The sequence below is a fragment of the Chryseobacterium gleum genome, assembly GCF_900636535.1.
Classification (GTDB): domain Bacteria; phylum Bacteroidota; class Bacteroidia; order Flavobacteriales; family Weeksellaceae; genus Chryseobacterium; species Chryseobacterium gleum.
The window spans coordinates 2,716,931-2,737,978 of record NZ_LR134289.1 but is presented as its reverse complement, the minus strand read 5'-3'; the positions used below and the strand labels follow the sequence as shown (position 1 = coordinate 2,737,978).

At 35.8% G+C, this 21,048-nt stretch carries 20 protein-coding genes; 10 read left to right on the top strand and 10 right to left on the bottom strand.

Annotated features, from left to right (window positions below; genetic code table 11):
• Window positions 1-77 precede the first annotated feature (77 nt).
• The gene (locus EL165_RS12515) at window positions 78-1,511 is read left to right on the top strand and encodes a hypothetical protein (RefSeq protein ID WP_002976600.1); all 1,434 of its coding nucleotides are present in this window, start codon (window positions 78-80) and stop codon (window positions 1,509-1,511) included.
• Between the two features lie 311 nt (window positions 1,512-1,822).
• Here the strand turns inward: EL165_RS12515 and recA are convergent, their stop codons facing one another.
• From recA to EL165_RS12500, 3 genes are all read right to left on the bottom strand, one after another.
• Window positions 1,823-2,824: a recombinase RecA gene (gene recA / locus EL165_RS12510; protein ID WP_002976601.1), complete on the bottom strand. Its 1,002-nt coding sequence runs from the start codon at window positions 2,822-2,824 to the stop codon at window positions 1,823-1,825.
• Between the two features lie 292 nt (window positions 2,825-3,116).
• Window positions 3,117-4,301 (bottom strand): oxygenase MpaB family protein, encoded by a 1,185-nt coding sequence (locus EL165_RS12505; protein WP_126358635.1) that lies wholly within the window; start codon window positions 4,299-4,301, stop codon window positions 3,117-3,119.
• 79 nt (window positions 4,302-4,380) lie between these two features.
• Window positions 4,381-5,178 carry a response regulator transcription factor gene (locus EL165_RS12500; RefSeq protein WP_002976603.1) on the bottom strand — a complete coding sequence of 266 codons (798 nt, stop codon included), beginning with the start codon at window positions 5,176-5,178 and terminating at the stop codon, window positions 4,381-4,383.
• Between the two features lie 143 nt (window positions 5,179-5,321).
• Between EL165_RS12500 and EL165_RS12495 the strand changes: the two genes are divergently transcribed.
• Window positions 5,322-7,058 carry a coiled-coil domain-containing protein gene (locus tag EL165_RS12495; RefSeq protein ID WP_002976604.1) on the top strand — a complete coding sequence of 579 codons (1,737 nt, stop codon included), beginning with the start codon at window positions 5,322-5,324 and terminating at the stop codon, window positions 7,056-7,058.
• A gap of 69 nt (window positions 7,059-7,127) precedes the next feature.
• Here EL165_RS12495 and gap read toward each other — a convergent pair whose 3' ends face one another.
• The 4 genes from gap to EL165_RS12475 form a co-directional block, all read right to left on the bottom strand.
• Window positions 7,128-8,132, bottom strand: a complete 1,005-nt coding sequence (gap, locus tag EL165_RS12490) for a type I glyceraldehyde-3-phosphate dehydrogenase (protein ID WP_002976605.1) — start codon at window positions 8,130-8,132, stop codon at window positions 7,128-7,130.
• 29 nt (window positions 8,133-8,161) lie between these two features.
• A complete protein-coding gene (gene pfkA, locus EL165_RS12485; protein ID WP_002976606.1) occupies window positions 8,162-9,148 on the bottom strand; it encodes a 6-phosphofructokinase in 987 nt (328 codons plus the stop codon).
• Between the two features lie 83 nt (window positions 9,149-9,231).
• On the bottom strand, window positions 9,232-10,110 hold the full coding sequence (locus EL165_RS12480) for a DUF4846 domain-containing protein (protein ID WP_002976607.1): 879 nt from the start codon (window positions 10,108-10,110) through the stop codon (window positions 9,232-9,234).
• Window positions 10,111-10,184: 74 nt separating this feature from the next.
• Window positions 10,185-10,526, bottom strand: coding sequence for a winged helix-turn-helix transcriptional regulator (locus EL165_RS12475; protein WP_002976609.1), 342 nt, complete (start codon window positions 10,524-10,526; stop codon window positions 10,185-10,187).
• Window positions 10,527-10,621: 95 nt separating this feature from the next.
• Here EL165_RS12475 and EL165_RS12470 point away from each other — a divergent pair, with 95 nt between their 5' ends.
• Window positions 10,622-11,422: a DNA alkylation repair protein gene (locus tag EL165_RS12470; protein WP_002976611.1), complete on the top strand. Its 801-nt coding sequence runs from the start codon at window positions 10,622-10,624 to the stop codon at window positions 11,420-11,422.
• A gap of 322 nt (window positions 11,423-11,744) precedes the next feature.
• Here EL165_RS12470 and EL165_RS12465 read toward each other — a convergent pair whose 3' ends face one another.
• Both EL165_RS12465 and EL165_RS12460 read right to left on the bottom strand, forming a co-directional pair.
• Entirely contained in the window at window positions 11,745-12,503 is a 759-nt protein-coding gene (locus tag EL165_RS12465; protein ID WP_002976613.1) for a TIGR03915 family putative DNA repair protein, read from the bottom strand.
• Between the two features lie 333 nt (window positions 12,504-12,836).
• Window positions 12,837-14,096, bottom strand: a complete 1,260-nt coding sequence (locus tag EL165_RS12460) for a putative DNA modification/repair radical SAM protein (RefSeq protein ID WP_002976615.1) — start codon at window positions 14,094-14,096, stop codon at window positions 12,837-12,839.
• A 155-nt stretch (window positions 14,097-14,251) separates the two neighbouring features.
• Between EL165_RS12460 and EL165_RS12455 the strand changes: the two genes are divergently transcribed.
• The 6 genes from EL165_RS12455 to EL165_RS12430 all read left to right on the top strand — a co-directional run bounded on the left by EL165_RS12455 (window position 14,252) and on the right by EL165_RS12430 (window position 19,159).
• Complete coding sequence (locus tag EL165_RS12455; protein ID WP_002976617.1) at window positions 14,252-15,580, top strand: hydroxymethylglutaryl-CoA reductase, degradative; 1,329 nt, start codon at window positions 14,252-14,254, stop codon at window positions 15,578-15,580.
• 166 nt (window positions 15,581-15,746) lie between these two features.
• Complete coding sequence (locus EL165_RS12450; protein WP_002976621.1) at window positions 15,747-16,817, top strand: hypothetical protein; 1,071 nt, start codon at window positions 15,747-15,749, stop codon at window positions 16,815-16,817.
• 1 nt (window position 16,818) lies between these two features.
• On the top strand, window positions 16,819-17,205 hold the full coding sequence (locus EL165_RS12445; protein ID WP_002976622.1) for a DUF423 domain-containing protein: 387 nt from the start codon (window positions 16,819-16,821) through the stop codon (window positions 17,203-17,205).
• 201 nt (window positions 17,206-17,406) lie between these two features.
• The gene (gene sucC / locus EL165_RS12440; RefSeq protein ID WP_002976626.1) at window positions 17,407-18,597 is read left to right on the top strand and encodes an ADP-forming succinate--CoA ligase subunit beta; all 1,191 of its coding nucleotides are present in this window, start codon (window positions 17,407-17,409) and stop codon (window positions 18,595-18,597) included.
• Between the two features lie 74 nt (window positions 18,598-18,671).
• Window positions 18,672-18,893, top strand: coding sequence for a hypothetical protein (locus tag EL165_RS12435; RefSeq protein ID WP_002976628.1), 222 nt, complete (start codon window positions 18,672-18,674; stop codon window positions 18,891-18,893).
• The gene (locus EL165_RS12430) at window positions 18,890-19,159 is read left to right on the top strand and encodes a hypothetical protein (protein WP_002976630.1); all 270 of its coding nucleotides are present in this window, start codon (window positions 18,890-18,892) and stop codon (window positions 19,157-19,159) included. Before EL165_RS12435 ends, EL165_RS12430 begins: the two co-directional genes overlap by 4 nt.
• 208 nt (window positions 19,160-19,367) lie before the next feature.
• On the opposite strand, the gene EL165_RS12425 is transcribed toward EL165_RS12430, so the two are convergent.
• Window positions 19,368-20,255: a mechanosensitive ion channel family protein gene (locus EL165_RS12425; protein ID WP_002976634.1), complete on the bottom strand. Its 888-nt coding sequence runs from the start codon at window positions 20,253-20,255 to the stop codon at window positions 19,368-19,370.
• A gap of 94 nt (window positions 20,256-20,349) precedes the next feature.
• On the opposite strand from EL165_RS12425, the gene EL165_RS12420 reads away from it, so the two are divergent.
• On the top strand, window positions 20,350-20,985 hold the full coding sequence (locus EL165_RS12420; RefSeq protein ID WP_002976635.1) for a peroxiredoxin: 636 nt from the start codon (window positions 20,350-20,352) through the stop codon (window positions 20,983-20,985).
• The last annotated feature ends 63 nt before the right edge of the window (window positions 20,986-21,048 follow it).

Genomic DNA, 21,048 nt, shown 5'->3' with positions numbered 1-21,048 from the left:
CTGACACAATGGCATTTTTTTTATGATGAGCCTGTTGAGCACTTTTATTATATTTACCGCCAATTATAAATAACAGTATGGGAATCTTTGATTTTTTTAAAAAGAAAAATAACAATCAGGAAAATGGAAGTACTTTGGTTCAGGAAATGGAAATGCCAGAGGAAAAAATAGTTGAGGAAGTGGTGGAAGAAGTTGTGGAAACAATACCGGAAATCCCTTCACAACCGGCAGAAGAGCCGAAAGTAAATGAAGAATATGAAAAAATCAAAGTTTATAATGATTATGTCGTTTATTCTATAGCGCTTCAGCTAAGAGGAGAGTATACTCCTATTTCTGCTTTTGAAAAAGAAAATGGTGAGGTAGAAGGCTTTGCCTATATGGTGACAGAAGATGCTTATGCACTTGCTCCGCAGCAGGCAATTTCACAAATGGAAGAGAAGTTTGAAAACGAACTTCAGGAAGGTAAGATCAGATCTTATATGATCCTGTATCATTCTCAGTTTGATAACAATGGTAATCACAATCCGGCAACACAGGACGGAGAATTCAAGGCAATTTCACTTGCTTATCATTTTGCAGGTTCTGATAAAGCAAAAACAGGACTTCCTTATATTTTCGAAAATCAAAATATAACTTATAAAGGTTTTGCAGAGTTTTCACATGAGGAAAATAATGAAATCATGAACCATCAGCTGATAGATGGCAAGGATTATTTCCCGAATACAGAAGGAATTGCAGCACCTGAAATGACCAATGAAGCAGGAATTATCATCAGAAAATCCAATGTTCATAATCTTGTGAATACATGGAGCGGAGTTTTTGGGCATCAGAATTTCCAGACTAAAGATTACGGCCAGTATCTTAGCACAGTTTTAATGCAGTCTACCGTTTCTGATCCGGCTGGAGAAGCTAAAAATAAAACAGAATTTGAAGATGTAAGATTCAAAACCATTGTTACAGATGAATTGAGTACCATAATTCCGGAAGTAAAAACGGATTATACCCTGGATTTTGAAACAAGATCAATCAGAGAATGGGAAAATACATTGAATCTGCAGGCAATCGTAGCGGGTCCGGCAAGGGATACTTTTGGAGTTTGGTTTTTCGCTACTGATTATGCTGAGAACAGAAATATCTACATGACACAGCCGCATCAGAAGGTAAATATCAGTGGTATTATTTTCATCCTTGATGTCCATACCAACACAGATTTACCTGACGGTACTAAAATGAGTGAAGATTTCACAACCTATGCTCCAAGTCAGGATCTTCCTAACTATGCATGTTTTGATTTTATTGGCCAGGTTGTAGACTTTAAGGAAACAGAATTGCTTGAAGACGGAAGCGTTAAAGGATATATCCTGAAACTGAAGTTGATCACAAATGAGGAAAATGAGGATTTCTTCACCATTGATGCCTTTGTAAATAAAGAAAACATGAGATTTGAAACTCCTGCAAAAGGTATGAAAGTCACCGGAGCACTTCAGCTACAGGGAAAAATTGCTGAATAATTTTTTTAAATATAAAACTCAAGAGGTTGTTCTGCGGAATGACCTCTTTTTTATTTCTAATAATTAGTTGATGATTTAAACGCAAAGAAATAAGTGATTCGAAAGCTGATTGTAAGGAAACAAAGGGTTTCGACTTGTCGCTGATGGAGCTTTGTGGTGAATGATGCGTTTGCTTAGTAAGAATCAATGAAATTGATTCTGTACTTTGCTCCCTTCAAATATTTTGGCATACAGATGAGATCTTTGCGTTAAAAAAATGAGAACAAAAAAGGCAGTCCTAAAGACTGCCTTTTCTTATATTTTCTGAAAAATTATTTGTTTTTCATTTCTTCCTTGATCTTAGCTTCCAATTCTTCAGCAAGATCCGGGTTGTCTCTTAAAACATCTTTTACGGCATCACGTCCCTGACCCAATTTGGTCTCTTCGTAGCTGAACCAAGATCCGCTTTTCTTCACGATTCCCATGTCAACAGCAGTATCAAGAATTTCTCCTACTTTAGAAACTCCTTCTCCGTACATGATATCGAATTCTGCCTGCTTGAAAGGAGGTGCCACTTTGTTTTTCACAATCTTCACTTTCACGCGGCTACCGATCGCTTCATCACCTTGTTTGATAGGTGCGCTTGCTTTTCTGATATCAATTCTTACAGAAGCATAGAACTTAAGAGCGTTACCTCCGGTAGTTGTTTCAGGATTTCCGAACATTACACCGATCTTTTCTCTCAACTGATTGATGAATATAACGGTACATTTCGTTCTTGAAATAGTAGCGGTAAGCTTTCTTAATGCCTGAGACATTAATCTTGCATGAAGACCCATTTTGGAATCTCCCATTTCACCTTCAATTTCAGCCTTTGGTGTAAGAGCGGCAACAGAGTCAATCACAACGATATCAATAGCTCCGGAACGGATAAGGTTATCTGCAATTTCCAATGCCTGCTCACCGTTGTCCGGCTGGGAAATGATCAGGTTTTCAAGATCGATTCCTAATTTTGCAGCATAAGTTCTGTCAAAAGCGTGCTCTGCATCAATGAATGCAGCAATACCTCCTGCCTTTTGAGCTTCAGCAATAGCGTGAAGGGTCAGCGTTGTTTTACCTGAAGATTCAGGACCATATATTTCAATGATTCTTCCTTTTGGATATCCGCCTACTCCTAAGGCAATATCCAATCCTAAAGAACCGGAAGGAATTACTTCTATTGTAGTGTCTACGGCATCATCACCCAGAGTCATTACAGTTCCTTTTCCGTATGTTTTATCTAATTTGTCAAGCACTAAAGCGAGTGCTTTTTTCTTATCATCAATGTTACTCATCGCTATTAAAATAATTTCTCAAAAATACATAATTTAAATATCAAAAGCTAATATTATTTGTCTCTGAAAGCTGTTTTTAGAGTTAAAAAATGATAAAATTTTACTACTGATCTCATTCATAACTAAGCAGATGCGAAATGTGGTATGAGTGTAATAAAATATTAACGGGAAAGAGGCTGGAAGCTATTAAAGCCTATAAATGTATTGAACTTAATTATATTATTTATTAGGTGAGATTTATCATCCAATAAAAACTTCCATCTTCCATCTTCGGGCTTCCTGACTTATTATCCTAATGAAAATTTGAATTCTTAGTGATGTTCAGATAATCTTCCAGCACTTTCATCTGATCTTTGTTTCCTCTTTTTATTCTGGCCTTGTGGCTTACCAGTTTGTCATACATTGTATTGAAAAGTATTTTTGATTTTGGAAATAATGTTTTGTACGGAACATCAGGGATTTGTAATCTTTTACACACTTCATCATCCAACAGAAACCAGGTACAGCAGATGTGAAGGTATCTTAAGTTCTTTCTTTGAAATTCAAACTTTAAGATAGGATTTTCCAAGGATTCATCTAATAAAGAATGGGCAAGAAGTACAGAATCTTTGTCTGAAGGAGGCTGAACAGAGGTCCATAAATAAAAATACTCGGTAGCTTGTTTTTTATCATCAGGTAGAAGCTGTTCCGGTATTCCCAAAAGGTAACCTACGTATTTCCAGAGATGGAAAATTCCCTGTTCCTCTTCAGCAGAAAAACGATTTCCCAGCTTTTTAAGACTATGAAGAAATACCAGACTGAATCCAATGTACGTTGCCATCATATCCCAGGAATTAATGGGCTCTCCCCAGTTTTCAGAATCCCAGTCTTTATAATGCTTTTTAATGGAAAGTCTGGCATAAGAATGGATCAGACGGGTTTTGATAGCAAATTCATAACCTTTTGCATGAACTTCCAATGCATTATAGCGGGTAGCGTTTACCCAGAAATCCAATGTTTCTGAAAGACGTTTCACTGCACCTTTTTTCAGTGCTTCAGTAACAATAAGAGGTTTGTTGAGGTAGGCATAATCATAGCCGCCGATCAGACAATAATCCCTCAACGAAATCAGGGAGTCCAGGTTGCTCCTCATGCAGAGTTCAGCACCGCTTTTGAGTAAATTGTAATCAAGCCAGTCCGGAACTTTCTGAGTTTGGCTGAACAATTTTTTTACACTTTCAGGAACATCATCCGTCTCTGAAACCCCATCTCTGATGTAGTGTTCAATTTCCCTGGAAGCCTCGTGGAATTTTTTAGTGAAATAAACATCTTTTACCACCTCGTCACCGATCTCATCCGTATGATGAAAATAGGGAGCAAATTTTTCAAAATGCTCAAAACTCACTTCTGCTCCGGAAAATTCAATAAGCTGTTTTCCATTGCCATTTTCCCAAAAATTCCTGAAATGAGGAGCATCTTTAAAACGGGGTTGTATCATGTTCATTCCTTTACCTATAAAAGTACAAGTTTTATGCTGAAATGTTTTGGTGAGATTTATCAGGATTGCAAGACGCTTTCTACAGATATCCCCATTCAAAGGTTTTCTTAATCAGTTCAGAACTGTTTTTGCAGTCTGATTTTCTCAGGATATTTTTTCTATGGGTACGTACGGTTTCCTCAGAAATATTTAACAGATCAGAGATTTTTCCTGTTGAATATCCTTTCGCAATACAGTTGATGATTTCAACCTCTCTTCTGGTAAAGATGACCGGGACAGACTCAGGAAATCTGTCGTGTTCTGTCCACTGCATCTGATGGAAATCTTCTCGGCCGTTGATTCCGGAAACTAATACAACATAAGAATTTTGATGGGTGATGTGTTCGATATTGGTATGTATATTAACAGCCTGCAACAGTCTGCCATCTTCATCTTTATAAGTGTGCAAAGCCTGATGGTGGAACAGTTCATAATTGCCTTTTGAAGTTTTCATTCTGAAACAATAACTGGTTTTCAGTTCCTGCTGATAATCAAAGCCGTCAATTTCTTTCATTTTTTCGATGGACATTCTTTCAGCTTCCATCACAAATTTCAGATCATCCGGATGAATAAGATCTATGATTTCTTTTAGATGTCCAGGGTATTTACTGAAACCATGTATTTTCAAAATATCTTCATGATGGTTGCAGAGGGTGCTGTCTGCAAAATTGATCACATAATAGTAGAACTTTCCCGGAGCAAAAATTTCTCCGATCATTTTTTCAATGGCAGGAACAGGTAATATTCTGTTATCATTCTGTAAAATTTCAGGATAGGCATTCCATACTTCAATGAGGGGATGCGGTTTTTTTGCGTGAGTCAGATGTTTTTTCTTCATTGGTTAAAGTTTTCTTAAAAATAATAAAATTATGTTAAAAAAAAACCCCTTTTGTGGTATTTCGTGTGGTAGGAAAGTATTGTAGCTTTAAATAAAAACTAATGACCATTTTAAAAAAACTTTAATCTGAAAAATAAATAACCATGAAAACAAAAATTGTATTACTGTTTCTGCTCGGATGGGTGGGGATGGTTTGCGGACAAATGAAAGTATTGTCAGAAATTGATTCAGAAAATTTTAATTATTTAAAAGATACAAAAACGAGTTCATCTTTTATACAAAAAATTACTAATAGTAATGATAAAACCTTGGAATGTGTTATTAAAAAGTACACAGGGTTAGGATTATCTGATATATCTGAAAATAATGTATTGGAAGGGAAAGAAAAGATAGGAAAATACTCAGTTTGTTTATATGATGAAGGAGATATTTATAGATGTAATGAAAAAAATGAGAATCATCAAATTTTAATTGACAATGATATTGAAGTATTTACTATTGTGGGACAGAATAATAAAAGACTTCTTTTCGATTCCGATAATGGTGTTTTTTTAATAGAAATCAGTAAAGATAGAATAAATGAGAAGGAAAGAGATATGCTAATTAATTTTATTAATATAGGATATAATTGTGATGAAGAAATTGGTACAGCTGTACATCCATCAACTTTTAATGATGACTTAAGACTTATCAGAAATGGAGTTATTCTGAATTCATCAGATAATGCAACTAACAATAATGCGGTTACTTTTACTAACGGAACCAATGATACCAGAATAAATGTTGGGGCTAATTTTAACTTCAAAGAAAAATGGTTTCTGAATTTTGGAATTTATACAGCAAGTTTGAAAACAGGTTTTCTTTATTCAGATAAAAGATGGAAAGATGATATAGGAGCTTTACTTACAATTAATAGAGTTGTTTTAAATGAGACTATGTTTTTTAATAAGGCTGATTGCGAAAAATTATCTGATAAAAGGAAAAAGTATAGGGACTCTATTGTTGCAGAGTATGGTAACTTAAAGAAGAGTTACGATATATATGACCAAAAATTAAAAAAACTTATTAAAGATAAAGAGAATATAGAAAATAAATCAGATTACACAGAAAAGGATGTTAAAGAATTGAAAGAGATTCAAAAGGAAATTTCTTTAGTAGAAAAAGAGATTGATCTTTATACTAAAATAAAGTCAAATTCTAAAAAATATATAGATAGTAAATTGGAATCATTTGATAAAAAAAATGATATTCTTCAAGGGAGTAAATTACATTGGATTAAAGCGACTCTTGATCTTTCCAATCAAAATGTAAAATTAGATACAGCTAATCTATTGTCGCTTGTAAAAGATGGTGAAATTAAAAATTTCCCTAAATTATCTCTAGAGTTATCATACAATTTCAATAGACAAAAGAAAACTTTATTAAATGCGCAAGGTTTTTTAAATGTAACGATGGGAAGTATACTTGACGCTGGTATAGGAAGTGAAAAGCCTTTTTTAAAAGAGGAAGATAGTGAGGTCTTTATATTTGATAAGTCTGGAAGACAATTAGGTAAATATTCTTATTTAAAGAGAGCGTTCTGGACTTTAAAATCAGGAGCACAAGGCTCTTTGTTTGTATTAGGGGATTTTGGTATTACCGGATATGCTTCGCATACCTTTGCTTTACAAAATATGAGTTATATGGATTATAGAAATAGGTATACATTATTGGGTGGATTTATTTTTAAAATTAATAATGGTGAAGATAATAATAAAGCAACTTTTAGGATTTTGGCTGGTGTCGAAAATGAACCATATCATACAAGGGCTTTGAAAGATAGTTTTATGGTCAAAGTAAGTATAGGAGTTCCATTTGGAATATTCAGTAAAAATAAATAAGATGTATAATCAAAAAACCTTCCCATCGGGAAGGTTTTATATTACTCATTGCTTATCGCTCATTATTGATTATAAAGAAGCAGCGTGTACAAGCATATCAACTAATTTGTTTGAGTAACCCATTTCGTTGTCATACCAGGAAACAAGTTTTACGAAGTTAGGAGAAAGCATGATACCAGCATCTTTGTCGAAGATAGAAGTTCTCTTATCTCCTACGAAGTCCTGAGATACTACTGCATCTTCAGTATATCCTAGGATACCTTTCAATTCACCTTCAGAAGCAGCTTTGATTACTGAACAGATTTCTTCATAAGAAGCAGCTTTTTCAATTCTCACTGTTAAATCTACTACAGAAACGTCAACAGTTGGTACTCTGAAAGACATACCTGTTAGTTTTCCGTTTAGTGAAGGAATTACTTTTCCTACCGCTTTAGCAGCACCTGTAGAAGAAGGGATGATGTTGTTCAGAGCAGCTCTACCACCTCTCCAGTCTTTCATTGAAGGACCGTCAACAGTTTTCTGAGTAGCTGTTGTAGCGTGTACAGTTGTCATTAAACCTTCTACGATTCCGAAGTTATCGTGAATTACTTTAGCTAAAGGAGCTAAACAGTTTGTAGTACAAGAAGCGTTTGATAAAATTTTGATATCATCAGTAAGTTCCTTGTGGTTTACCCCCATTACGAACATTGGAGTATCATCTTTGGAAGGAGCAGAAAGGATTACTTTCTTAGCACCTGCAGCAAGGTGTTTTGCAGCGCTGTCTTTATCAAGGAATAAACCAGTAGATTCTACTACGTAATCAGCACCGATTTCATTCCATTTTAGGTTGCTTGGATCTTTTTCAGCAGTTACTCTGATTCTTTTCCCGTTTACTACAAGATCATTTCCTTCTACAGAAACTTCACCTGGGAAAATACCGTGTACAGAGTCATATTTTAACATGTAAGCCATGTATTCTGCATTGATTAGGTCATTGATTCCTACAACTTCAATGTTGTCTCTTTCAGTCATTGCTCTGAAAACAAGACGTCCAATTCTACCAAAACCGTTGATACCTACTTTGATTGTTGACATAATAGTTTGTTTTTATTAGATTATAAAAATTAGATTGCTAAAATTTTTGAAATCAGTAAAAGGTCTTTATTGATTTCATTATGTTTTTTAATGGCTTCTTCAATAGGAGTATACGTCAGATCATTAGAACGCATTCCTGCCATTACATTGGTTTGTCCTTCCATCAGCCCTGTTACAGCTCCATACCCCAGACGGCTTGCCAGAACTCTGTCTGCACAGCTTGGAGAACCTCCTCTCTGCATATGTCCCAGAATAGCTACACGAATGTCATAATCAGGGAATGTCTGTTTTGTTTTTTCGGCAAGTTCATATACGTTGGCTAATTTTTCACCTTCCGCTACCACAACAATGCTTGATGCTTTTCCTGTTTTTTCAGCATCTCTGAATTTCGCGAAAAGCTCATCAATACTGTCTTTTTTCTCAGGAATTAAAATATCCAGAGCTCCTGTTGCCAATCCACTGTTTAACGCAATAAAACCGGCATCACGACCCATTACTTCCACAAAGAAAACCCTGTTGTGGGAAGTGGCTGTATCACGGATCTTGTCAATGGCATCCATTGCAGTATTCAAAGCAGTGTCGTATCCGATGGTGTTATCAGTTCCGAAAATATCATTGTCGATAGTTCCCGGGATACCGATTACCCTGATCCCGAATTCTTCATTAAAGATTTTCGCACCTGTGAAAGTTCCGTCTCCACCAATACAAACCAATCCGTCTATTCCAAGCTTTACGCAGTTGTCATAAGCTTTCTGACGGCCTTCTTTAGTTCTGAACTCAGCAGATCTGGCAGACTTTAGAATCGTTCCACCCTGGTTGATTATATTTTTTACGGAACGGGCTCCCATTTTCAGGAAATCATTGTTGATAAGGCCGTTGTAACCTTCTCTCACCCCGTAGCATTCGATATTATAGTAATTGGCGGTTCTTACTACCGCTCTTAATGCCGCATTCATACCCGGAGAGTCACCTCCTGACGTAAGAACTGCAATTTTTTTAACAACACTCTCTTTCATCAAGAAAAAAATTTCGAACACAAATTTACAAAAACAAGTTCAGATTATCGTAGTAACTTTCCAATAGTTTTGAATATAAATTATTAAAAGCTTCTGAAGTTTGTAGGTTTAAAAAAATATCTTGCCGTTTTTGTTTCAGCAGCATGGATGTCAAGATCATACCAGGGCGTAAAATACGGGTTAAAAGGATTTGAAATCACATGAACGGATTGTGCAGGCGTGAAACCTTCACTTAATAAGTACAATCTTTTTCCTTTCTGATTCTTGCAGACTCCTGATATAAAAGCAATATGCCCCGGACTGCCTGGTGTAATCAGAATATCTCCCGTTTTAAGATCAGAATTTTTTGTTACCGGTTTTGTCTCTTTATGTAATGAAATTGTTCCTGCATAATTGAAAATCAGATCCAGGTAATTTCTGAAGCTTTGATAAGAATCATCAGGAGCTGCAACTTTTCTGAAGCTGACTGAATTTCCACTGACAAAAGCTCTCATTCCGTTTTTATAATCATTCCAGCTTAAAAGGTCGCCACTTGTAAAATGAAATTTAATTTCGTCAAATTTTTTTGCTTTATAAAGATATTCGGCTCTCATGCGGATAACAGCATCCGCGCATTGCTGAAGATCTTTATTTCCTGTATCAATGTCGAAAACAGCTTCATGCAGATGCTGGGTAGAAATTGGAGTTCCATCATATTTTACAATCTGGCTCCCATAAGGCTTCAGTTTAAAATTTTCAATAAAGTATCCGAAAGAACCAGGTTTTTCTTTAACCCATTCATAACCATCAGGAGCAGAAAATCTTTGACGAATGGTATTTTTATTCTTATTGATTTTTAAAGCATTTACTGCAATTAAATGCTCATTCTTATCCGGTTCGGGCAGTAAACGGTCTGAGAATTTTTCTTTTGTGCAACCAGTGCAAATGAAAATAACTGTAATTCCTGTAATAACTTTTTTCATGCGTTCTTAGTTAACACAAATATCCCCTTTTTTTATGTGTCTCCAATAAAGATTTTGAAATCACATTAAACCTGTTATACTTCTTCTTTTTCCGGAATCAGCAACTTTCCCCAATCATTCAATTGCCAAAGGATTTCCACAAGTTTTTCACCAAGTTCTGTCAAAGTATATTCAACCCTTGGAGGAAGTTCATTAAAGGATTGTTTTGTTAAAATGCCATCATCTACCATTTCAGTCAGCTGTTGATTTAAAACTCTGCGGTCTACTTTAGCAATCCCACGTAGAAATTCACTGGGGCGTTTTTTCCCTTCATTAATCTGCCAGACAATAGGAATTTTCCATTTTCCACTGATGGTATTGACGGCGACTTCCAATGGACAAATTTTATTTTCTTCAGCTCTTCCCTTTGTTTCCATAAAATTGACTTTTTTATCCCTATGGGTGAAAAATGTGCGGTATTGTTTTTGTCCGCCTAGTTTAAGACTTTTGTAAAGATAATCATTAAAACAGCATGACAGAAAAAAGGAAAGGTGCCCGCTCTATCAAAGATATTCCACCGGATATTTTGGAACAGTTGAACAGAGGAGAAATTGAAACTGCCAATCTTACGGAATGGCTGGCGGTAGATCAAAAATTGTTGCTGGAAAATCTGCTTTTGCAGAATGATCGTAAAGAATATCTGATGCCAGTTTTAGAAAATATAAACCGGCTGAAAAAACAAACCGTCAATTCGATTAATGAAACGATAGGAATTGGTTTGCTTACTCTTGCAGTAAAAAATAAAGATGATGAATTTCTGCTGAAGCTCTCAACTCATCCTGCAGACCTTGTACGTTGCTGGGCAGCATATACCATTGGAAGAAATAATGATTTAAAACTGAAAGAAAAATTAGATAAAATTCAGTCATTTGCTTCCGACTCTCATTTTGGAGTAAGGGAAATCTGCTGGATGACAGTACGTCTGGATATCGCCAGAAATCTTGAGGAAAGCTTAGCCATTTTATCAATGTGGACAACACATGATAATGAGAACGTGAGACGTTTTGCCAGTGAATCCACAAGACCAAGGGGTGTTTGGTGTGAGCATATTGATGCTTTAAAACAAAATCCGGGACTTGGACTGGAAATTCTGGAACCTTTACGATCAGATTTATCCAGATATGTACAGAACAGTGTCGGCAACTGGCTGAATGATGCCAGTAAATCACAACCCGAATTTGTAGTGGAAATCTGTGACGAATGGCTCAGGGAAAGTCCGACAAAAGAAACGCAGTATATCGTTAAAAAGGCTTTAAGAACGATAAAAAAATAAGAGTTATCCACAAAATTGACATGTGAAAGTGCTGTTGCGTTTTATAGATTGCAGATTTATAGACATTTACATACATTTTTTATCTCCCTTTTTCTTTGGGAGTGGCTTTATTAACTCATTCTTTACACAAAAGCAAGGTTGAAATTATTTTCAATGTTAACGGTATGTTAACTGTAAAAAAGTTATCCACAATATGAGTTTTCTATTAATGTGGATTCTATCTGTCAATAAATTAACAGGTTAAATAATTAGCTTGTAAAAACGCTTGAAATGTTGTCTTTTTTGGCCAAAATAAAAAGTTATCCACAATATGGAATTTTAATTACCATTTTTCAGTTAGGTATTTCCAATATCTTTTCGGGACGTGCTGAATATGGAGTTTCATATTTTTTCGTTCAACAATATTGGTTTTGGTAAAATATCGCTGCCAGAGTACCTGGTAATTTTTTTCTTCATCATGGAATTTTTGCTGATAATGATTTAAATCAATTTTTTCATCAGGGTAGAAAAATTCAGAATCGTTAAGGTCATATAGAAGGCCGTAGTTTCTCCGAAGGTCATAGATCATCCATTTTTGGTTCTGGTAGCGGTTATGAAAATGTTTTCTGATCAAAGGAAGAACATTGAAATCAGGATCGATTTTGGAGAAAAAAACACCATCCTGCATTTTTTCAAAACGTACAAAGGCTGTCATTCTATGTCTTTCCCGGTCCACAGATTTGCAGATCTTTGAAATTTTTAAGATATCAGAATCGGCAAAGTTTTCAAGAATATTTTGTCCGGGATGCTTGATGGACTGTTTTACAGCTGACAAAATTAAATTTTCCAGCTCGGGATCTTCAGATAAAAATACTTTTAAGAGTTGATGAATTCCGGGCTTTCCAATGTTTTGCTCCAGTTTATTGAGAACTCTTTCGGATTTCTCCGGCTGCGTAATGACTTTATGAATTTCTGCAAAAATATTCTCCTGATGAAAATTTTCTCTGCTTACGATCTCTACATCTTTATAACGGTATTCAAAAACTTCAAATACTGCTGTGAAAAGACCGTCAAAACTTCCATCGTAGAGTAAGGTTGTCATGTGTTGAGTTTAAAATTTATTTGTGCCTGTCATTCTAAATGAAATAAAATGAAGAATCCGGTTTATTGAAGAGATTCTTCCTTCGTCAGAATGACAATAATGCTGTTACATTTTTATAATAAGAAATTTGTGATCATTTGTGAAAAACATTAGTGTCATTTGTGTTTATTGAAACTGTTCAAAAATATTAAAACCATTAAGAATGATTTAAGAAATAAAGTAAAGTTAAGATAAATCATTCTGATTTTTAAGCTTAAAGCGAAGCTCATCTTAATACTCTCAGCACCTTAATAGAATCTTAATGTTTCAAAAAATAAACATTTAAACAGATCATTAAAACAAAGTCAGCTGTTGCGAAAACTGGTTATGGAATTTGGAAGAGCTTCCACCAATCAGCAGCTTTCTCAAGTTTTTGTCCGTTAAGTATTTCAGGTAAGCATTTCCCGCAGTAAAATCAATAAAATATTTTGCACGGTTGACAGCCGCTCCCAGTTTTTTCAAATGATCCATCGTTAAAATCTGGAAACGTCTGGCACTTATAATTTTCTGAGCTGTTTTTACGCCAATTCCCGGAACCCTTAAAATCGTCCGGTATTCGGCAGTTTGAAGATTCACCGGGAACTGATCTAAGTTTCGCAATGCCCAGCTTAATTTCGGGTCCATTTCCAGATCGAGAAAAGGAACATTCGGATCTAAAATTTCTTCCGCTTTAAAACCATAAAATCTCATCAGCCAGTCCGACTGATAAAGCCTGTTTTCGCGAAGCATAGGTACTTCTGTGGTTAAAGAGGGCAGCCTTTGATCTTCCAGCACCGGAACATACCCGGAATAATACACTCTTTTCAGATTAAAATTTTTATAAAAGTGGTCCGCTACCTTAATGATCTGCAGATCATTTTCATTGGTTGCTCCCACAATCATTTGGGTAGACTGTCCTGCAGGAGCAAACTTCGGAACTTTTTTAAGGATTTTCTTTTCATCTTTATATTGAATGATACCTTTCTGAATATACCGCATCGGGCTGATCATATCCTGTCTGTTCTTTTCAGGCGCCAATAATTTCAATCCGCTTTCCGTAGGAATTTCAATATTAACAGATAAACGGTCAGCATACAACGCCGCTTCCTGCATCAGATCATCACTTGCTCCCGGAATAGATTTCAGATGAATATAACCGTTGAAATTTTCTTCCAGACGAAGCTTTTTAGCCACTCTTACAAGACGCTCCATCGTTGTATCTGCATTCTTAAAAATTCCTGAGCTCAGAAATAAACCTTCAATATAATTCCTGCGGTAAAAATTGATGGTAAGATCTACTACTTCTTCTACGGTAAAAGCAGCTCTTTTGATATCATTCGAACTTCTGGAAACACAGTAAGCACAATCGTAGATGCAATGGTTGGTCAACAGAATTTTAAGCAGGGAAACACATCTTCCGTCTTCCGTATAGGTGTGGCAAATCCCACTTGCAGAACTGTCGCCCAAAGCCCCTTTTTTATTCTTTCTCGTGCCTCCGCTTGATGAGCAGGAAACGTCATATTTCGCTGCATCAGCAAGGATTTCGAGCTTTTCTTTAAGGCGGTCAAAATTCATTCTTTTAGTGATTTGATATTATTTGTATCAATGTAATTTTTAATATTGTTCAAATTTAGTTCCAAAATTGATAAAAGTCAACCTTTTTTCATAGAAGTTATCAACAAAAAAGAGCCTCAAAATCATTATATTTACGGCTCATTAAAGTTTATATCATGAATCATAAACCAATCGAAGGTTTTTCCAAGCTTCCAAAGCAGGGGAAAATCGACTGGCTCGTAAACGAATATCTTGAAGGTAACCAGGAATATCAAAATATATTACAACAATACTGGAATGATGATGCAGATCTTCAGAAACTTCACGAGGAATTTTCTGAAAATACCATCTCCAATTTCTATATGCCTTACGGAATAGCTCCGAACTTTTTAATCGATGGAAAACTGTTGGCACTACCAATGGCTGTTGAAGAAAGTTCAGTAGTAGCGGCTGCTTCCAAAGCAGCGAAATTCTGGATCGATAAAGGTGGTTTTAAAACAACCATTATCAATACTGAAAAACTGGGGCATACCCATTTTATTTTTAATGTAGAACCTCATAAACTGTTACACTTTTTTAATTTCAGTTTAAAGAAAAAACTATTTGAAGCCACTGAAGATATCACTGCCAATATGAGAAAACGCGGCGGTGGTATTTTAAATATCAGTCTGGTGGATAAAACAGCAGAAATGCCCAACTATTACCAGCTGAAAGCAAGCTTTGATACGGTAGATTCAATGGGGGCTAACTTTATCAACTCATGTCTTGAGCAGTTCGGGAAAACATTGAGACAGGAAGTAGCTACCAGTGAAGATTTTACTCAGGAAGAAAAGAATTCACTGCAGATTGTGATGAATATTCTTTCCAATTTCACGCCTGACTGTATCGTGAGAGCTGAGGTTTCATGTAAAATGGAAGATTTAAAAGATGACAGCGGAATTTCTCCTGAAGAATTTGCTTCAAAATTCAAGCAGGCTGTGACCATTGCGGAAATTGAACCTTACCGTGCCACGACTCACAATAAAGGAATCATGAACGGAGTAGATGCAGTTGTGATTGCTACAGGAAATGATTTCAGGGCAACGGAAGCCTGTGCGCATACCTATGCTGCAAGAGACGGACAATACAGATCCCTGACTCACTGTACAACAGATAACGGAGTATTCAGATTCTGGATCGATTTACCAATTTCTGTTGGAGTAGTAGGAGGGCTTACAAATCTTCACCCGCTGGTAAAATTTTCCTTAGCACTTCTTGGAAAACCTTCTGCACAGGAATTGATGAGCATTCTGGCAGTTTCGGGGCTTGCACAGAACTTCGGTGCATTACGTTCTCTGGTAACCACAGGAATCCAGAAAGGACATATGAAGATGCATTTATTGAATATTCTGAACCAATTGGGGGCTACCGAAGAGGAAAAACAGCACTTTGTGACGTATTTTAAAGACAAGACAGTAAGCCATCATGAGGTGATCAACGAGTTTAACAGAATGAGAGGAAACTAATGTTACAGATCATTTTGCCTATTATATTCCTTCTCTTTGGTTTTTTTCTGAAGAAAACAAATAACGAAGGTTTCAGGAGTTCCAAGAGATTTGCCAATATGTTTATCATCCTGGGAATTTCTACACTGGTTGCCAAGTTTATTTTAATGTATATAAAATCAAAATAGTGAAAAAGAGCATTGTATTTTTCTTATTGATTTCCGGTTTAAGTTTTTCGCAGCAGAAAAGTTTAAAGATCAATGATCTGCAGCCAAAATCTGAAAACTATGTGTTTCCTGTAGTTACTTATCCGGAAAATCAAACGGCTGCTAATAAGATCAATACATTTCTTCAGGTTGATGAACTTGAATATGTGCCGGGTTCTGGTGGAAACCCTTTTAAACTGGCTTCTACAGCTACCAATTCTTACTCCAACTACCTTTATTTCTATGATTGGGAGAAATTGGAAACTCCTCAAAATATTTTAACGATAGGTATTCATGGTGAAGCTTCGGGAGCATATCCGGAAGAATTTGCGGACTGGAAGAACTTTGACTTGAGAACAGGAAACTTTATTAATGCTGCAGATTTATTTCAACCCGGTTCAGTAAAAATTGTAGATGGGATCATTCAGAAACGAGTAAAAAAAAGAATTTCTGATTTTCTTGTCAAACTGAAAGCTGAAAAAAATCCTGAAGAAGAAACTGAAGATCAGATTGCACTTTACGAAGATTGCTTTACAGAGCATACTTTGGGAAGTGTCAAATACTTCTTTGGAAAAGATAAACTGACTTTTGTAGCTGGAAGATGTTCCAATCATGCTATGAGAGCACTGGATGAACTCGGCAGCCATGAGATAGAATTCACTTACAAAGAATTGGAAAAATACTGGAGTTCTTATGCAAAAAATTTAATTTCCGGTTCTGAAAAAACAGAGATAACCAGTCTTAATAATAAACTGTATCATGGTAAGATTGACGGAAAGTATTCCATCACCGTTTTGATCGATCAGGTATATGATGACGGCTCTTTTTCTGCAAAATACTGGTATGATAAAAATAAAAAGCTGATTGAGTGGAATGGGAAGATAAAAGGCAATCATATCTCTATCATAGAAAACGATTATTACAGCGAAGAAGCCCATCAATGGGTTTTCAAAGCATTAGTAGAGGCTGATTTGCAGGGAAAGAAAATCATCGGAACCTGGCAGGATTATAAAACAAAAAAATATTTAACCTTAGAATTAGAAGAGTTATAAAATGAAAACAATCACATTAGTATTTGGCGCAGTTTACGGTATGGTATCTGTGATCCTGGGTGCATTCGGAGCACATGCTTTAAAGAAAATATTGGCTGTGGAAAGGCTGGAAAGTTTTGAAACAGGAGTAAGATATCAGATGTATGCCGCTTTTTTCCTGCTGATCATCGGGTATATTTTAAAATTTGAGACTTCAGCTGAAAAATGGACCTCCATTCTGATGATTGCAGGAACATTTTTATTCTCTGTAAGCATTTATTTTCTGAGCATGCAGGATTATCTGGGAATGAATCTTAAATTCTTGGGACCTATTACTCCGCTTGGAGGTCTGATGATGATCTTAAGCTGGGGAATGCTGATCTTATATTTTGTTAAAAACAGAATTTAAGATTGAGAAAAAAAAGACAGTTCATACGACCATTCAAACTCTTCTGTCTGAGAAATTAGCGGAAGAATAAGAGAAAAAGGAAGGATATGTTAAAAATCAAGTCAGCCAGTCTTTAAATTTTAAGTCAATAAACTTGAACTTCCGTGTCTTTTTAGTAAATTTGTCAACCTTTAAATTTTTAAATAAAATAATAAAAATAATATGAATCTTCACGAGTATCAATCAAAAGAGATTTTATCAAAGTACGGAGTGGCTATCCAACGTGGTTTCGTTGCAAACAACGTAGACGAAGCTGTAGCTGCTGCAGAAAAACTAACTGCTGAAACTGGCGCTCAAGGGTGGGTAGTAAAAGCTCAGATCCACGCAGGTGGTCGTGGTAAAGGTGGTGGTGTAAAGTTCTCTCCAAACATGGATAAACTTAAAGAAAACGCTCAGAACATCATCGGAATGCAGCTGGTAACTCCACAAACTTCTGCTGAAGGTAAAAAAGTAAATTCTGTTTTGATTGCAGAGGATGTATATTATCCAGGTGAAACAGAAACTAAAGAATTTTATGTTTCTATTCTTTTAGACAGAGCTGAAGGAAAAAATACCATCGTATATTCTACTGAAGGAGGTATGGATATTGAGCACGTTGCTGAAGTAACTCCTCACCTGATCCACAAAGAAATCATTGATCCTGCTTTAGGTCTTCAAGGGTTTCAGGCTAGAAAAATTGCTTTCAACTTAGGTCTTGAAGGAAATGCTTTCAAAGAATTCGTAAAATTCATCGGTTCACTTTACAATGCTTACACAGGTATTGATGCTTCTCTTTTCGAAATCAACCCGGTGTTGAAAACTTCTGATAACAAAATTATCGCTGTAGATGCTAAAGTAACTTTAGATGACAACTCATTATTCCGTCACAAAGACTTAGCTGAATTAAGAGATACAAGAGAAGAAGATCCAATGGATGTAGAAGCTGGTGAAGCTGGTCTTAACTTCGTTAAATTAGACGGTAACGTTGCTTGTATGGTAAACGGAGCTGGTCTTGCTATGGCAACTATGGATATCATCAAATTATCAGGTGGTAACCCAGCTAACTTCCTTGACGTTGGAGGTACTGCAGATGCTCAGAGAGTACAGACTGCTTTCGGAATCATCTTGAGAGATCCGAACGTAAAAGCTATTTTGATCAACATCTTCGGAGGTATTGTAAGATGTGACAGAGTTGCTCAAGGGGTTGTAGACGCTTACAAAGCTATGGGAAGCCTTCCGGTTCCATTGATCGTAAGATTACAGGGAACTAACGCTGTAGAAGCTAAAAAATTAATTGACGAGTCTGGTCTTCCGGTTCACTCTGCAATTACTTTAGAAGAAGCTGCAAATAAAGTAAAAGAAGTTTTAGCATAAGCTGAAATTTTTAAATAAAATAGAAAACCGTTCCAATTTTGGAACGGTTTTTTAATGTATGAGAAACAATATTCATGAAAAACTTATATATTCCGGAACCATGTTCTGAAGATTGGGAATCGATGTCTCCACACGAAAAAGGCAGGTTTTGCTCTGCCTGTAATAAATGTGTTATTGATTTTACTCAAAAAGAACCTAAAGAGATTCTGCAAATTATAACGGAGAAGAAAGAAAAACAGATCTGCGGAAGATTTTATAATCATCAGTTGAAAATGCCTGATCAGTCTGAAAAATGAAGGAAAGCTTCTTTAGGTACATCCCCTCTTATTTTCAGAATAATAAAATAGTACTCACACTATTTTCTTTAGTTTTATTTTTAACAGGCTGTTCAAAACCTAAAGAAGAGGTTTGTATGACAACAGGATTTGTAGATGTAATAGAAGAAGATTCTACAGTTACCAACAAAGATTATGTTATGGGGAAGGCTGTTATAGACAATGATACAATTGCTAAAATTCCTAAAAAAGATAGCGCAGTAGTTCACAATCACAGTACAAAATAATTTGTTAAAAGTACGATGATTGGTTGATAATTCTTTGCCACAAGTACGCAATTTTTTTTTTTATATAAATTCTTGCGGTATTACCTACAAATATTGTTTCATTTGATACGGCTTAAACCTAACAGGTTTCAAAAACCTGTTAGGTTTTCTTGGTAATCCTCATAAAAAAACACCCGGTTTTTAAGGTGTTTTATTTTTAATTGTTTTGTTACTTATCCTGATGGTTTTCGGGAAAATTGGTTTCTCCACTTGTAATACTGATACTGGTTGGCGTTACCAGCTGAATTTTGTCTGTATCAAAACGTTCTTTAATATTTAAGTAAGCTTTACTTCTCACCTGTGCAAGATTGGCTCCAACCTTGATCCAGAATTTAACCTGAAGGTTGAATGAACCCTGCTTCAGATCGGTGAAAATAACTTCTGCAGTATCCAACTTATCTACATTGTCAAGGTTTTTTATCACATCCAAAATTCCTTTTTGTGCTTTACTGATATCTTCGTCTGCAGGAATCTCAAAATTTAAAATAATCCTGCGCTGTGGAGAAGCTGTAATATTGTAAAACGGAGCATTGAAAACAACCTGGTTGGGAATATAAGCTTTCTTCCCGTCATCGGTAAGAATTTTCGTAGTTAGAAAACCGATTTCCTGAACCGTTCCGGAATGGGTTCCGATGGTAATATAATCTCCTACTTTAAATGCTTTATCAATTCCTATCAGCATTCCTGAGAAAATACTTGAAACAAGATCTTTTAGTGCAACCCCGGCAATAACCCCGGCTACTCCCAAACTTCCTATAAATTTCCATAAGAAGCTACTGAAGCCCATAATTTCAAGAGAAATAAAAGTACCCATCAGCATAATCAGAAATCTGAAAATACTGATCAGTGTAACCAATGAACTCTCTTTCTGGCTTTTCGGGAAAAATTTATGAAATAATTTTACTGCTCCTTTGCTTAAATATTTACTGCTGATAAGGAAAAAGGTAAATACCAGAATTCCGACAATCAGTTTTGGGGTTAGCTCGGCAAAGGTCACATACCAATTTTCCAATACTTTATACACAACATCTACATACCTGAGTCCGGTTTTCTCCATGAGTAAAATTTTAGTTAAATATATAAATTTTCATCAAAAAATTTGCCAGTTCCAAAAAGTCTACTAAATTTGTAGACTATAAAAACGGAATATTATGTCAATCAAATTAGGAGATACAGCCCCCAACTTTCAGGCAGAATCATCAGTAGGTGATATTAATTTTTATAACTATCTGGGAGATTCCTGGGGAATTCTATTTTCGCACCCTGCAGATTATACGCCGGTATGCACTACAGAACTGGGATATACAGCAAAGCTGAAGTCTGAATTTGATGCCAGAAATACGAAGGTGATTGCTCTGAGTGTAGATGGGGTAGAAGATCATCAGAATTGGGTAAAAGATATTAATGAAACTCAGAATACGCATGTGCAGTTTCCTATTATTGCAGACAAAGACAGAAAAGTTTCGGAGCTGTATGATTTTATCCATCCTAATGCTTCGGCTACAGCTACTGTACGCTCGCTTCTGATTATTGACCCTTCCAAAAAAGTGAGACTGATTATTACCTATCCGGCCTCTACAGGAAGAAATTTTGAAGAAATCCTTAGAGTGCTGGATTCTTTACAATTGGTAGATAATTATCGGGTGGCAACACCTGTAAACTGGGAAAATGGAGAGGATGTTATTATTCCTCCCACTATCTCAACAGAAGAAGCACGGAAAATATTCCCCAAAGGTGTAACGGAAATAAAACCGTATTTACGTTACACACCACAACCTAATACATGATTTATTTGATTTTTTATAGTTTAGTTTTAATTTGTACGAAAAGCGCCCCAGAAATAAAATTTC